The 14,152-nt window shown below is 62.7% G+C and carries 11 protein-coding genes; 6 read left to right on the top strand and 5 right to left on the bottom strand.

Annotated elements, in window-relative coordinates; all coding sequences use genetic code 11:
* Positions 1–21: 21 nt before the first annotated feature.
* The 5 genes from pyrR to gshB form a co-directional block, all read right to left on the bottom strand.
* The gene (pyrR, locus tag B1722_RS09390) at positions 22–528 is read right to left on the bottom strand and encodes a bifunctional pyr operon transcriptional regulator/uracil phosphoribosyltransferase PyrR (RefSeq protein ID WP_007964111.1); all 507 of its coding nucleotides are present in this window, start codon (positions 526–528) and stop codon (positions 22–24) included.
* An 81-nt stretch (positions 529–609) separates the two neighbouring features.
* The gene (gene ruvX / locus B1722_RS09385; protein ID WP_003229101.1) at positions 610–1,047 is read right to left on the bottom strand and encodes a Holliday junction resolvase RuvX; all 438 of its coding nucleotides are present in this window, start codon (positions 1,045–1,047) and stop codon (positions 610–612) included.
* The gene (locus tag B1722_RS09380) at positions 1,047–1,619 is read right to left on the bottom strand and encodes a YqgE/AlgH family protein (RefSeq protein WP_041063515.1); all 573 of its coding nucleotides are present in this window, start codon (positions 1,617–1,619) and stop codon (positions 1,047–1,049) included. The genes ruvX and B1722_RS09380 overlap by 1 nt, the downstream gene beginning before the upstream one ends.
* A 212-nt stretch (positions 1,620–1,831) precedes the next feature.
* On the bottom strand, positions 1,832–2,731 hold the full coding sequence (locus tag B1722_RS09375; protein ID WP_041063513.1) for an energy transducer TonB: 900 nt from the start codon (positions 2,729–2,731) through the stop codon (positions 1,832–1,834).
* Between the two features lie 107 nt (positions 2,732–2,838).
* Positions 2,839–3,810, bottom strand: coding sequence for a glutathione synthase (gene gshB, locus B1722_RS09370; RefSeq protein WP_086792252.1), 972 nt, complete (start codon positions 3,808–3,810; stop codon positions 2,839–2,841).
* Between the two features lie 225 nt (positions 3,811–4,035).
* On the opposite strand from gshB, the gene pilG reads away from it, so the two are divergent.
* The 6 genes from pilG to B1722_RS09340 all read left to right on the top strand — a co-directional run bounded on the left by pilG (position 4,036) and on the right by B1722_RS09340 (position 14,012).
* Positions 4,036–4,440 (top strand): twitching motility response regulator PilG, encoded by a 405-nt coding sequence (pilG, locus tag B1722_RS09365; RefSeq protein ID WP_041063509.1) that lies wholly within the window; start codon positions 4,036–4,038, stop codon positions 4,438–4,440.
* 60 nt (positions 4,441–4,500) lie between these two features.
* Positions 4,501–4,866, top strand: coding sequence for a twitching motility response regulator PilH (gene pilH / locus B1722_RS09360; RefSeq protein WP_025109154.1), 366 nt, complete (start codon positions 4,501–4,503; stop codon positions 4,864–4,866).
* 10 nt (positions 4,867–4,876) lie between these two features.
* Positions 4,877–5,416, top strand: a complete 540-nt coding sequence (locus B1722_RS09355; RefSeq protein WP_007964098.1) for a chemotaxis protein CheW — start codon at positions 4,877–4,879, stop codon at positions 5,414–5,416.
* 154 nt (positions 5,417–5,570) lie between these two features.
* On the top strand, positions 5,571–7,625 hold the full coding sequence (locus B1722_RS09350; RefSeq protein WP_041063506.1) for a methyl-accepting chemotaxis protein: 2,055 nt from the start codon (positions 5,571–5,573) through the stop codon (positions 7,623–7,625).
* Positions 7,626–7,636: 11 nt separating this feature from the next.
* Positions 7,637–13,549 (top strand): Hpt domain-containing protein, encoded by a 5,913-nt coding sequence (locus B1722_RS09345; RefSeq protein WP_086792250.1) that lies wholly within the window; start codon positions 7,637–7,639, stop codon positions 13,547–13,549.
* Entirely contained in the window at positions 13,542–14,012 is a 471-nt protein-coding gene (locus B1722_RS09340) for a chemotaxis protein CheW (RefSeq protein ID WP_086792248.1), read from the top strand. The genes B1722_RS09345 and B1722_RS09340 overlap by 8 nt, the downstream gene beginning before the upstream one ends.
* Positions 14,013–14,152 lie beyond the last annotated feature (140 nt).

Raw genomic sequence — 14,152 nt, 5'->3', positions numbered from 1 at the left:
GGGACTCTCAATAAGGGCGGGTTAGGAATTCAGGTCTTGCAGTTCGAGCGTCAGCGGCTCCGGGCCGGACAGCTTGACCCGCTCATTGGCGGCCAGCGACAGGGTCGCGCCGACCACGTTCGGGCGGATCGGCAGCTCGCCGGCGTCCAGGTCGAGCAGGCAGACCAGGGTCACGCTGGCCGGGCGGCCGTAGTCGAACAGTTCGTTCATGGCGGCGCGGATGGTCCGGCCACTCATCAATACGTCATCGATCAGCACCAGATGCTGGCCTTCGATCTCGAAGGGCAGGGCCGACGGACGCACTTGCGGGTGCAGGCCGTTCTGGCTGAAGTCGTCGCGGTAGAAGGAAACATCCAGCGTGCCCAGCGGCGCGTCACTGCCCAGTTCCTTGAGCAGGGCCTGTGCGACCCAGATACCACCGGTGCGAATGCCGATGTAACGCGGTTCGCTGATATCACGCTGTGCAAGGTGCGCCTTGAGGCGGGTCGCCATCTGGCTGATCAGATCGGCGGGATTGGGCAGGCTCATGGATGCTCCTTCGTGATTCCGAGCCGCGTCCTGCCGGACGTGGCTGGGTTTATAACCAAAAGAAAAGCGCCGAAGCGCTTGTCAGGATTCAAACAATGCAGTGTTTTCATCGAGCCAGCCCTGCAGCAGCAGAGCGGCGGCGATGGCGTCCACCGGGTTGTCGCGGTAACTGCCTTTCTGCCCGCCACGCACCAGTCGCTCACCCTTGGCTTCAAAGGTGGTCAGGCGTTCGTCGTGGGTATAGAAGGGCACATTGAAACGGCCATTGAGACGGCGGGCGAATTTCTCCGCGCGCAGGCACATCTCGCTGGGCGTACCGTCCATGTTCAGCGGCAGGCCGACCACCACGGCGTCGGGTTTCCATTCCTTGAACAGCGCTTCGACCTGATTCCAGTCGGGCACGCCGTTCTGCGCTTTCAGGGTGCACAGCTCACGGGCCTGGCCGGTAATCACCTGGCCGACCGCAACGCCGATCTGTTTGGTGCCGTAGTCGAAGCCGAGAATCAGGCGCAGGGCCATCAGGCGTGCCCCGCCTGACTGGTCAGCAGGCTGAGGTTGATCCCCAGGTGCCGTGCCGCCGCTTCCAGACGCAGCTCGCTGCTGGTGTTGAACAGGATGTCGGCGTCGTACGGGCAGGTCAGCCAAGCGTTGTCGGCCAGCTCGGCCTCCAGTTGCCCGGCTTCCCAACCGGCATAACCAAGGGTGATTACGCTTTTCGCCGGGCCTACGCCGTCGGCGATGGCGAACAGCACGTCCTGCGAGGTGGACAGCGCCAGATCACCGTCCAGTTCGACGGTGGCCTGAAAGGTCTTGCCCGACGGGTGCAGGACGAAACCGCGATCGGTCTGCACCGGGCCACCGATGAAGATCGGCACATGCTGGCACAGCGCTGGCGGATCGATGTCCGGGCGCAATTGCTCGAGGATGTCAGCCAGATTCAGCTCTTGCGGTCGATTGACCACCAGCCCCATGGCGCCATTGGCCGTGTGCTCGACGATGTAGGTCAAGGTGTGGGCAAAGTTCGGGTCGGCCATGTGCGGCATGGCGATCAGGAAATGATGCTTGAGGTAGCTGGGGCTGACGTTTTTCATGAGCGATAGTGTGGCGTTCAAGGGGCGAACTGACAAGCTGGAGATGCGTTGCAAATGGTCTGCCCGCCCCCTGTGGCGAGGGAGCTTGCTCCCGCCCGGCTGCGCAGCAGTCGTAAAATCTGATATCCAGGTGTGTCTGAAAAATGCCAGGGGGCCGCTTCGCAGCCCAGCGGGAGCAAGCTCCCTCGCCACAAAAGCCCTTATGCCGGCGGTCAGTTGCTGGAAAGCTTGTCGCCCCGGGCGAATTTCCAGGTGCGGATGATTTCCAGTCGGTCGATATCCGACAGATCGCCGGTAAACGGCGCGAACGGTGCCGCCAGTCGGACGATGCGCTGCGCCGCCTGATCCAGCAGCGGCTGGCCGGAGGACTCGAGCACCAGCACTTCATACAGCGAGCCGTCGCGGTTGATCGAAACCATCAGGCGCAGGTTGCCGTAAATCTGCTTGCGCCGCGCTTCTTCCGGGTAATTGAGGTTGCCGATGCGCTCGACCTTCTTGCGCCAGTCGTCCTTGTACCAGGCGCCCTTGTCGCGCATGGTCGAGGCCGCGCTCAAGCGGTGAATCCGCGGGCGTTTGGCGTACAGCTGTTGTTCGTTGGCCAGTTCGGCTTCGAGGCTGGCGATGTCGCTGGACAGCTGCGAGCTGTCGAATGTCGGCGCGTTGACCGCAGGCTTGGTTTCGGTTTTGGTTTCTTCTTTCTTGGTCGGCGCCTTTTGCTGTTTCGGCGCCACCGTGGTCACCGCAGCTTTCGGCGCGGCCTCGCGTACTTCTGGCTTGGCGGCCGGAGGCGGGGTGACTTTCTTGACCTGATTGTCCTGGAACGGCGCGACCTCGGTGGTCTTGGGAATCGCCTTCTTGTCGAGGGTGCCGCTGCCTTCCTGGTTTTCCTGAGCGAGAAAATCCGCCTTTTTCGGCTTGGTTTCGCTCTTGAAGGTGGCGAGGGTGATTTCCAGGGTTTTGCTGATTTGCTTGGGCTCGACCATGGTGAAGCCCACGCCGAGCAGCAGCGCCAAATGAATCAGCGCCGCGAGAAACAGGGTAAAACCGAGGCGATCGGCCGGGCGCACGCCACGCTGGGCGAGTTCTGCGGGCAGATCGGACGGGAGGGTCATGACAAGAAAACCAACATCGCGTTTTTCAGAGGCTGCGCATGATAACGCAATGTTGGTTTCACGCCTTGGGCTTCACGCTTCAAGCGACAGACTGCATGTGACGTGCATCAAGCTTGTGGCTTTTTGCCGGCGGCTTGCAGCTTCTTGTCGATCGCGTCCATCAGCATGCCGCCGATGTCGGTGCCGAATGCGTTGTCGATTTCGCGGATGCAGGTCGGGCTGGTGACGTTGATTTCCGTCAGGTGCTCACCGATCACATCCAGACCGACGAACAGCAGGCCTTTCTCACGCAGGGTCGGGCCGACTTGCGCGGCGATCCAGCGATCCTTGTCGGTCAGCGGCCGCGCTTCACCACGACCACCGGCGGCGAGGTTGCCACGGGTTTCGCCCTGGGCCGGAATCCGTGCCAGGCAGTAATCCACCGGCTCGCCGTCGATCATCAGGATGCGTTTGTCACCATCGACGATGGCCGGCAGGTAACCCTGAATCATGATCTGCTGCTTGCCGTGCAGCGTCAGGGTTTCAAGGATCACCGACAGGTTCGGGTGACCGGCGGTATGACGGAAGATCGACGAACCGCCCATGCCGTCCAGCGGCTTGAGGATGACGTCGCCATGGTGGTCGGCGAATTCACGCAGCAAGTCCGGACGACGGCTGACGATGGTCGGCGGGGTGCACTGCGGGAACAGCGTGGCGAACAGCTTCTCGTTGCAGTCGCGCAGGCTCTGCGGTTTGTTGACCACCAGCACGCCGGCGGTTTCGGCCTGTTCCAGCAGGTAGGTGGAGTAGACGAACTCCATGTCGAACGGCGGATCCTTGCGCATCAGGATCACGTCCAGGTCGCTCAGCAGGTTGTCCTGCTCGGCGTCCAGTTCGAACCATTTTTCCGGGTTGGCGAAGACTTTCAGCGGCTTCATGCGCGCCCGGGCCTGACCTTCGGCCTGATACAGGTCGCGCTGTTCCATGTAGAACAGTTCCCAGCCACGTTTCTGCGCGGCCAGCAGCATGGCCAGCGAGCTATCCTTTTTATAGGAAATGCTGGCGATAGGGTCCATGACAATCCCGACGCGAACGCTCATTGGGTTTTCCTCGAAAATTGGCTACCGGATCGGTATTGAAAAAGTGCCGCCAGAGTGGCTCCGGGCGGGTTTTCGGTCAAGGAAAAACCCGTCGATAGATTGCATCTGGAGACTGTGCTAAAAAGGCTGGCATAGCGTGCTGGCCCTTGAGCATCAAGGGTTTCCAGCCATTACTCATCGCAAAACGGACAATTTGATTCGCAAAGGCGACGGTAGAGCCCCCTTATGGAACAGCAGTCCAGCGCCTTGAAGGTCATGGTGATCGACGACTCGAAAACGATTCGTCGCACCGCCGAAACGCTGTTGAAGAATGTGGGCTGCGAGGTCATCACGGCCATCGACGGCTTCGACGCGTTGGCCAAGATCGCCGACAACCACCCCGGGATCATTTTTGTCGACATCATGATGCCGCGTCTGGATGGTTATCAGACCTGCGCTTTAATCAAGAACAACAGTGCGTTCAAGGCCACGCCAGTGATCATGCTGTCGTCGCGTGACGGGCTGTTCGACAAGGCCAAGGGGCGGATTGTCGGTTCTGATCAATTTTTGACCAAGCCTTTCAGCAAGGAAGAACTGCTCGACGCGATTCAGGCCCACGTTCCGGGCTTTGCCGCCGTTTTGCCGCAGTAAGACACGTACAGTGACGCTCGGCCAGCGGGCCGGGAGTCGACAAGAAAAATGGGGAAGACCATGGCACGTATCCTGATCGTCGATGATTCGCCGACTGAAATGTACAAACTCACCGGCATGCTGGAAAAGCACGGCCATGAAGTGCTCAAGGCCGAAAACGGCGCCGACGGCGTGGCCCTGGCCCGTCAGGAAAAACCCGACGCAGTGTTGATGGACATCGTCATGCCCGGCCTCAACGGCTTTCAGGCCACCCGGCAACTGACCAAGGATGCCGAGACCAGCCATATTCCGGTGATCATCATCACCACCAAGGATCAGGAAACCGACAAGGTTTGGGGCACGCGCCAGGGTGCGAAGGATTACCTGACCAAACCGGTCGAAGAAGACATGCTGATCAAGACCCTGAACAACGTGCTGGCCGGTTGATCGCGCGGCCATGAACCAGTCGCTGACCGCGTTCGAGCTGTTGTGGCAGATCGACCAGCGCTGCCGTCTGCTGGCGGCGGACCTGCCGTCGCAGCCCGGCCGTCAGGATCGCTGGAGCGGCATCGGTTTTCGCCTCGGCGAGCATTGGTACGTGACGCCGATGGGCGAAGTCAGCGAAGTGCTGCACGAACCGCGCTGCACTCAGTTGCCCGGGGTCAAGCCGTGGGTCAAAGGGGTGGCTAACCTGCGTGGGCGCTTGCTGCCGATCATGGACCTGTGCGGCTTTTTCGGTCACGAACTGTCACCGCTGCGCAAACAGCGGCGGGTGTTGGTGGTGGAGCACAACGACGTGTTTGCCGGGCTGCTGGTGGATGAGGTGTTCGGCCTGCAGCACTTCGAGCAGGACAGCTTCGAACCGATCTCGATCAGCAAGCGCCAGGGCTCCAAGGCCGAGTTCGTCAAAGGCTATTTCCGGCGTGAGCAGAACTGGCGGGTGTTCAGCCTGTTTGCGCTGGCCAAATCGCCGGTGTTCATGAGCGTCGCGATTTAGTCGAAACACCACCCAAATCTGTGGGAGCGGGCTTGCCCGCGATGGCGTCAGATCAGTCGCCATAGATGTCGGATGTGCCGGCCTCATCGCGGGCAAGCCCGCTCCCACAGGGTTTTCGGTGAGCATTAAATGGCGCGGGAATAGGCGAGGACCGATGACAAAGGCAAAAACAGGCAAGTCGGCAGAAGGGTCGCGCAGTCGTTCGCAGATCATCGTGCTGTTCATCGCACTGATCGTGTTCATCATGCTGCTGTTCGCCAACTTCGCCTACCTCAACACCCAGGCCAATTACGACAAGCAGTACATCGGCCACGCCGGTGAGCTGCGCGTGCTGTCGCAACGCATCGCCAAGAACGCCACCGAGGCCGCCGCCGGCAAGGCCGCCGCGTTCAAGCTGCTGAGCGATGCGCGCAACGATTTTGCCCAGCGTTGGGGTTATCTGAAAAAGGGCGACCCGGCCACCGGCCTGCCACCCGCACCAGCCGCCGTGCGCCCGGAAATGCGCGCGGTGCAGCTGGATTGGGAACGCCTGCTGAAAAACACCGACGCGATTCTCTCCAGCGAACAGACCGTACTCTCGCTGCATCAGGTCGCCGCGACCCTGGCCGAAACTGTGCCGCAGTTGCAGATCGAATACGAAAAAGTCGTCGAAATTCTCCTGCAACGCGGCGCCCCGGCGGCGCAAGTGGCGATGGCCCAGCGCCAATCGCTGCTGGCCGAACGCATTCTCGGCGCGGTCAACACCGTGCTTGCAGGCGACGAAAACTCGCAGCAGGCCGCCGACGCTTTTGGCCGCGACGCCACCCGTTTCGGCCAGGTGCTCAACGGTATGTTGCAGGGCAACCCGACCCTGAAAATCAGCCAGGTCGAAGACCGCGATGCCCGTGCGCGCCTGAGTGAAATTTCCGAGCTGTTCCAGTTCGTCTCCGGCTCCGTGGACGAAATCCTCGAAACCTCGCCGGAGCTGTTCAAGGTCCGTGAATCGGCGAGCAACATCTTCAGCCTGTCGCAGACCCTGCTTGATGAGGCTTCGCACCTCGCCAGCGGTTTCGAAAACCTTGCCGGCGGGCGCAGCACCGACACCATTGGCGGCTACGTCCTGGGCTTGCTGGCACTGGCCTCGATCATCCTGATCGGCATGGTCATGGTCCGCGAAACCAACCGCCAGTTGCGCGAGACCGCCGAGAAGAACGAGCGTAACCAGAACGCGATCATGCGCCTGCTCGACGAGATCGAAGACCTCGCCGACGGTGACCTGACGGTGACCGCCTCGGTGACCGAAGACTTCACCGGGACCATCGCCGACTCGATCAACTACTCGGTCGACCAACTGCGCGATCTGGTTGCGACCATCAACCTCACCGCCGGCCAGGTGGCTGCCGCCGTGCAGGAAACCCAGGCCACTGCCATGCACTTGGCCCAGGCCTCGGAGCATCAGGCGCAGCAGATTTCCGAAGCCTCGACCGCGATCAGCGACATGGCCCAGTCCATCGATCAGGTGTCGGCCAACGCCGCTGAGTCCTCGGCGGTGGCCGAGCGTTCCGTGGAAATCGCCAACAAGGGCAACGAGGTGGTGCACAACACCATCCACGGCATGGACAACATCCGCGAACAGATTCAGGACACCGCCAAACGCATCAAGCGCCTCGGCGAGTCGTCCCAGGAAATCGGCGACATCGTCAGCCTGATCGACGACATTGCCGACCAGACCAACATCCTTGCGCTCAACGCGGCGATTCAGGCGTCGATGGCCGGGGACGCCGGGCGCGGCTTTGCCGTGGTTGCCGATGAAGTGCAGCGGCTGGCCGAGCGCTCGTCCGCCGCCACCCGGCAGATCGAAACGCTGGTGAGGGCGATTCAGACCGACACCAACGAAGCGGTGATTTCCATGGAGCAGACCACCACCGAAGTGGTGCGTGGCGCGCGACTGGCGCAGGATGCCGGTGTGGCGCTGGAAGAAATCGAAGGTGTTTCGAAAACCCTTGCGGCGCTGATCCAGAGCATCTCCAACGCGGCACAGCAGCAGACCTCGTCGGCCGGGCAAATCTCGCTGACGATGAACGTGATCCAGCAGATCACCTCGCAGACTTCGTCTGGCTCGACCGCCACCGCCGAGAGCATCGGCAACCTGGCGAAGATGGCCAGTCAGCTGCGCCGTTCGGTATCCGGTTTCACCTTGCCGTCGGCGTCCGCGACGGACAAGGCGTGAGTGGAGTGGTTATGGGTGACCGGCACGACTACGTGGCCCTCGAATGGGTCAAGGGTGAAATTGCCGAAACGCTGAGGCAGGCGCATCAAGCGATTGAAACCGTGCTAGATGACCCGCAGGCCGCGCCGGGGCTGGATGAGTGCCTGGGCTATATCCATCAGGTGCACGGCAGTTTGCAGATGGTCGAGTTCTACGGCGCGGCGTTGCTCGCCGAAGAAATGGAGCATCTGGTCGAAGCCTTGCAGCAGGGGCGCGTCGCCCATCGCGATGAAGCCCTGCACTTGCTGCTGCAAGCCCTCGGGCAACTGCCGATTTACCTCGATCGGGTGCAGAGCGCCCGCCGCGACTTGCCGCTGGTGGTGCTGCCGCTGATCAACGACCTGCGCAGTGCGCGCGGCGACAGCCTGCTCTCGGAAACCAGCCTGTTCAGCCCGCCACTGCCGGACTTGCCGCCGTTGAGCGCAGAAGCGCTGGCCGCGCTGGAGCCGGCCGAGTGGCCCAACATGCTGCGCAAGTTGCGCCAGATGCTGCAAATGGCGCTGGTCGGGTTGCTGCGCGAGCAGGACGACCAGACGCACCTCGAATACCTGGCGAAAGTCTTCCAGCGCCTCGAAGCGCTCAGCGGCGATGCGCCGTTGAGTCCGCTGTGGCAGGTCGCTTCAGCGCTGGTCGAAGGCATGCGCGAAGGCTCCATCGCCAACAGTCCGGCACTGCGCAGCCTGTTCAAGGACGCCGACAAGGAACTCAAGCGCCTGCTTGAACAAGGCCCGCGCGGCCTCAATCAGCCGGCCCCGCCGGAGCTGCTGAAAAGCCTGCTGTTCTATATTGCCAAAGCCGAACATCCCACCGGGCAGATGCTGACCATGAAAGATCGCTACTCCCTGGACGACGCGTTGCCCGACAGCGCGATGGTCGACGAAGAACGCGCGCGCCTGGCCGGCCCCGACCGCGATGCGATGCGCTCGGTGCTGGCGGCGCTGTGCGAAGAGCTGGTGCGGGTCAAGGAGCGCCTCGACCTGTTCGTGCGCAGCGACCGTCAGCACACTGCTGATCTGGAGAGCCTGCTGGCGCCGCTGCGGCAGATCGCCGACACCCTTGCGGTGCTCGGTTTTGGTCAGCCGCGCAAAGTCATCATCGATCAACTGGCGGTGGTCCTCAGCCTCGCTCAGGGCCAGCGCGAACCGAATGACGCGACCCTGATGGACGTTGCCGGCGCGCTGCTCTACGTCGAAGCCAACCTTGCCGGAATGGTCGGCACCGTAGAGCCGGAAAGTCCCGAAGACGCGCGCCTGCCGACCACCGACCTGACACAGATCCACCAGATCGTGATCAAGGAAGCGCGCATCTGCCTGCAACAGGCCAAGGACATGATCGTCGATTACATCGACGCCGACTGGGATCGCCAGCAACTGCAACCGCTGCCGGAGTTGCTGACCCAGGTGCGCGGCGCGCTGGCGATGATTCCGCTGAGCCGCGCGGCGAGTCTGGTCGAGGCCTGCAATAGCTTCATCCGCGAACACCTGCTGCTCGATCCGCATGAGCCGGGCTGGCAGCAACTGGATCACCTCGCCGACGTCATCACCAGCCTCGAGTATTACCTCGAACGCCTGAGCGACGACCCGCAAGCGCCGAATGAACAACTGCTGGATGTTGCACAGAAGAGCCTCGCCAGCCTCGGTTTCTTTCCTGACGAGCCCCCCGGCGAACCTCACGTGCCGTTGCTCGACGATGTACTCAGCCCCAGCGAAGCGCTGGTGATGCAGGATCTGCAGGCGCTGGACGATCCGCAGACCGTGCAGTCACTGGCGGAGGTGCTGGCCAGTCCGGTATCGGCAGTCAACCCGCCGGCCTTGATCACCCCCGGCAGCCTGATGCCGCCGCCGCTCGATGAAGCACCGGTGGACGATGAACTGCGCGAAGTGTTCCTCGAAGAGACCGACGAGGTGCTCGAAGTCCTGCACGAATACCTGCCGCGCTGGACGGCTGACACTCACGACCGCGCCGCCCTGACCGAACTGCGCCGCGCTTTTCACACCTTGAAGGGCAGCGGGCGCATGGTTCGTGCGCTGATCCTTGGCGAGCTGGCCTGGGCCGTGGAAAACCTGCTCAACCGCGTGCTGGAACACAGCGTCGAGCCCGGTGCGCAGGTGCAGCAGTTGCTCACCGACACGGTGTTGCTGCTGCCGGAACTGATCAGCGAATTCGCCACTCAGCGCCAGCGGCAGCGCAGCGATGTCGATCAACTGGCAGCCCGCGCGCATGCGCTGGCCAAAGGCGTCGAGCCGCTGGCAGCCGAAGACGTCGACGATGTGGCGGCCCTCGATCCGCTGTTGCTGGAGATATTCCGCAACGAGGCCGAAACCCACCTCGCCAGCCTCAACCGCTTCCTCGATCAGGCCGCCGAGCATGTGCCGCTGCCGGCCAGCGACGAATTGCAGCGCGCCTTGCACACGCTCAAGGGCAGTGCGTCGATGGCCGGCGTATTGCCGATTGCTGAACTGGCCGCGCCGCTGGATAAACTGGCGCGCGAGTTCAAGGCGCATCAGTTGCCACTGGATCTGGATGAAGTGGAATTGCTCCTCGAAGCCGAAGGCCTGTTCCGCGTTGGTTTGCGCCAGCTCAAGCACGATCCGCTGGCGCCGATTGTCGGTGCGCAGTCGCTGATCAAACGCACCGAAACGCTGCAGGCCGAACGTCTGGAAGCGATCCTTAACGCGCCGAACACCGGCCTGCGGATCAAGCGCGATCCGCAACTGATCAACAACTTCCTCGCCCAGGGCATGGACATCCTGCTCGATGCCGAAAGCCTGTTGCAACGCTGGCAGCAACACCCCGGCGAGCGCCAGGAACTCAGTGCGCTGCTGGATGAGCTGACCACGTTGGGCGAAGGCGCACACCTCGCCGATCTGCTGCCGGTGGATGTGTTGTGCGAAGCCTTGCTCGACCTTTATGGCGCCGTCGAAGAAAGCAGCCTGGCGGTCAGCGACAGGTTTTTCCACGAAGCCCAGAGCGCCCACGAAGCGCTGATCAACATGCTCGACGAACTGGCTGCCGGCCAGGAAATTACCCCGCAGCCGCAGCGCATCCGCGCCTTGCACGAACTGCTCGATGAAAGCCTCGACCCGTCAGCGATGGGGCTGATCCGCAGCGACGGCAGCCGCACTTTGAGCATCAGCGAACTGGGTGCCGCCACCGCCGAACTGTCCCGCGCCAATGTCGAGACTGCGCCGGACGACGAGATCGTCGAGATTTTCCTCGAAGAGGCGGTAGACATTCTCGACAGCGCAGGGCAAGCCTTGCAACGCTGGCTGAGCGACCCGGACAACGCTGCGCCGCTGTCGTCGTTGCAGCGCGATTTGCACACGCTCAAGGGTGGCGCGCGGATGGCCGAGGTCGACGCCATCGGCGATCTGGCCCATGAGCTGGAAAGCCTTTACGAAGGGCTGGTGGATCGTCGCTACAGTCACAGCGATGCGCTGGGCCGCTTGCTGCACAAGGGCCATGACCGCTTGGCCTTGTTGCTGGAGCAGTTGCAGGCGCATCAACCATTGCGCCCGGCGCAGGATCTGATCGAGACGATCCGCCAGTTCCGCCAGGGCGCCGCCGGTACTGCCGAAGCGGCGCAACCGACGGCTGAATCCGACAGCGCGGCGCATGATCCGGAGCTGCTGGACATCTTCCTCGAAGAGGGTTTCGACATCATCGAAAGCTCCGGCGCGGCGCTGCTGCGCTGGCAGGCCGAGCCGGGCAATCGGCAGGAAGTGGAAACCCTGCTGCGCGATCTGCACACGCTCAAGGGCGGCGCGCGGATGGTCGAGATCGGCCCGATCGGCGACCTCGCCCATGAGCTCGAATTCCTTTACGAAAGCCTCGCCACCGGCGTGCTGCAACCGTCCGCTGAACTGTTCGCGCTGGTGCAGCGCGGGCATGACCGCCTGGCGCAAATGCTCGACGGCGTGCGCGCCGGGCAGCCATGCCCGCCGGCGGATCGGCTGATCAACGCGATCCAGAATTTCAGCCATCCGGCGACCCCCGACACGCCGCCGTTGCTGCCGATTCCGGCCAAGACCGAACCTGCCGCACCCGCCGCCGATGCTGGCGCGGACATGGTCAAGGTCTCCGCCGAACTGCTTGATGAACTGGTCAATCTGGCCGGCGAAACCTCGATTTTCCGTGGGCGTATCGAGCAGCAAGTCAGCGATGCGCAAACCGCGCTGAACGAGATGGAAACCACCATCGAACGCATGCGCGATCAGTTGCGCCGGCTCGACACCGAAACCCAGGGGCGGATCCTCAGCCGTCAGCAAGTCGATGCCGAACGCCTCGGTTACGAAGAATTCGACCCGCTGGAAATGGACCGTCATTCGCAGTTGCAGCAACTGTCGCGGGCGCTGTTCGAATCCGCTTCCGACTTGCTCGATCTCAAGGAAACCCTCGAGCGCCGCAACCACGACGCCGAGAACCTGTTGCAGCAACAGGGGCGGATCAACACCGAGTTGCAGGAAGGCCTGATGCGCACGCGCATGGTGCCGTTCGAACGGATGTTGCCGCGCCTCAAACGCATCGTGCGGCAGGTCGCCGAAGAGCTGAACAAAGACGTCGCGTTCATCATCGGCAACGCCGAAGGCGAGATGGATCGCAACGTGCTGGAGCGCATGGCCGCGCCGCTGGAGCACATGCTGCGCAACGCCGTCGACCATGGCCTGGAGTCGGCCGAAGTGCGGCTGGCGGCGGGCAAACCGGCGCAGGGCACGATCACCCTCGACCTGACCCGCGAGGGCGGCGACATCGTTTTCGATATCCGTGACGATGGCGCCGGGGTGCCGCTCGAAGCGGTGCGGCGCAAGGCGATCAAGCGCGGCCTGCTGGCACCGGACGCCGAGATCAGCGACCGCGACGTGCTGCAGTTCATCCTGCAGCCGGGCTTCTCCACGGCGGAAAAGATCACCCAGATTTCCGGACGCGGCGTCGGCATGGACGTGGTTCACGAAGAAGTCCGCCAGCTCGGCGGCACCATGAGCATCGACTCGGTGCCGGGGCAGGGCGTGCATTTTCGCATTCGTCTGCCGTTCACCGTGTCGGTCAACCGCGCGCTAATGGTGCAGTGCGGCGAGGATCAGTACGCGATTCCGCTGAACACCATCGAAGGCATCGTCCGGGTGTTGCCGAATGATCTGGAAGGGCACTACCGCAATGATCCGCCGAGCTACCACTACGCCGGTCAGCGCTACGAGTTGTGCTATCTGGGCGAGCTGCTGAAAACCGCGCCACGCCCGAAACTGCTCGGCCAGAGCCTGCCATTGCCGGTGCTGCTGGTGCAGTGCAATGATCGGCACATCGCGGTGCAGGTCGATGCGATGGCCGGCACCCGCGAGATTGTGGTCAAGAGCCTCGGCCCGCAGTTCGCGGCGGTGCAGGGCGTGTCCGGGGCGACGATTCTCGGCGATGGCCGGGTGGTGCTGATTCTTGATTTGCTCGCGCCGATCCGCGCGATGCAGGCGCGGATCGCCCAGCATCCGGCGCAGGCGGACATCGACAGTGAGCCGCAGAAACCCCTGCTGGTACTGGTGGTCGACGACTCGGTCACCGTGCGCAAGGTCACCAGCCGTTTGCTCGAACGCCACGGCATGAACGTGCTGACCGCCAAGGACGGCGTCGATGCCATGCTGCTGCTGGAAGAACACATGCCCGACCTGATGCTGCTCGACATTGAAATGCCGCGCATGGACGGCTTCGAAGTCGCCACCCAGGTGCGCCACGACGAACGCCTGCAACACCTGCCGATCATCATGATCACCTCGCGCACCGGGCAGAAACACCGCGACCGTGCGATGGCCATCGGCGTCAACGACTACCTCGGCAAGCCGTATCAGGAATCGGTGCTGCTCGAAAGCATTGCCCACTGGAGCAAGAAACATGCATGAGCGCCGCCACAACGCGCGCAGCAGCCAACTCACCGGCCTGCTGCTGCCACTGGCCGACCGCAACCTGATCCTGCCCAACGTCGCCGTCGCCGAGCTGATCGACTACCAGGCCAGCGCCTTCGACCTCGATACCCCGCCGTGGTACCTAGGGCGGGTGAGCTGGCGGGAGCGGCAGATTCCGCTGCTGAGTTTCGAGTCGGCCTGCGGGCAGAAAATCGTTATCGGCGAACGCGCGCGGATCGTCATCCTCAACGCCCTCGGCGGCTTGCCGCAGCTGAAATTCATTGCGCTGCTGGTGCAGGGGATTCCGCGCTCATACAAGCTCGACAGTCAGTTGAGTTATGTCGATGTGCCGTTGTGTGCGCTGGAGCAGGCGGCGGTGCAGGTCGGGGAACAGGTGGCCAAGGTGCCGGATTTGTTGGGGTTGGAGCAGTTGTTGGTGGAGGCTGGGCTGGTTCACTGATTTAGAGGTTTGTGGTGCTTTGACTGGCCTCATCGCTGGCAAGCCAGCTCCCACAGTGTCCGCGTCGTATTCGGATTTTGTGAATCACACAAAACCCTGTGGGAGATTCTATGGTTGAGGAAAAGCCCTCAACCGGCCTT

The sequence above is a fragment of the Pseudomonas sp. SCPG-7 genome, from assembly GCF_002156405.1.
Lineage (GTDB): Bacteria > Pseudomonadota > Gammaproteobacteria > Pseudomonadales > Pseudomonadaceae > Aquipseudomonas > Aquipseudomonas parakoreensis.
Note: the sequence above shows the minus strand (reverse complement) of the source record. Positions and strands in the feature narration are given on the sequence as shown.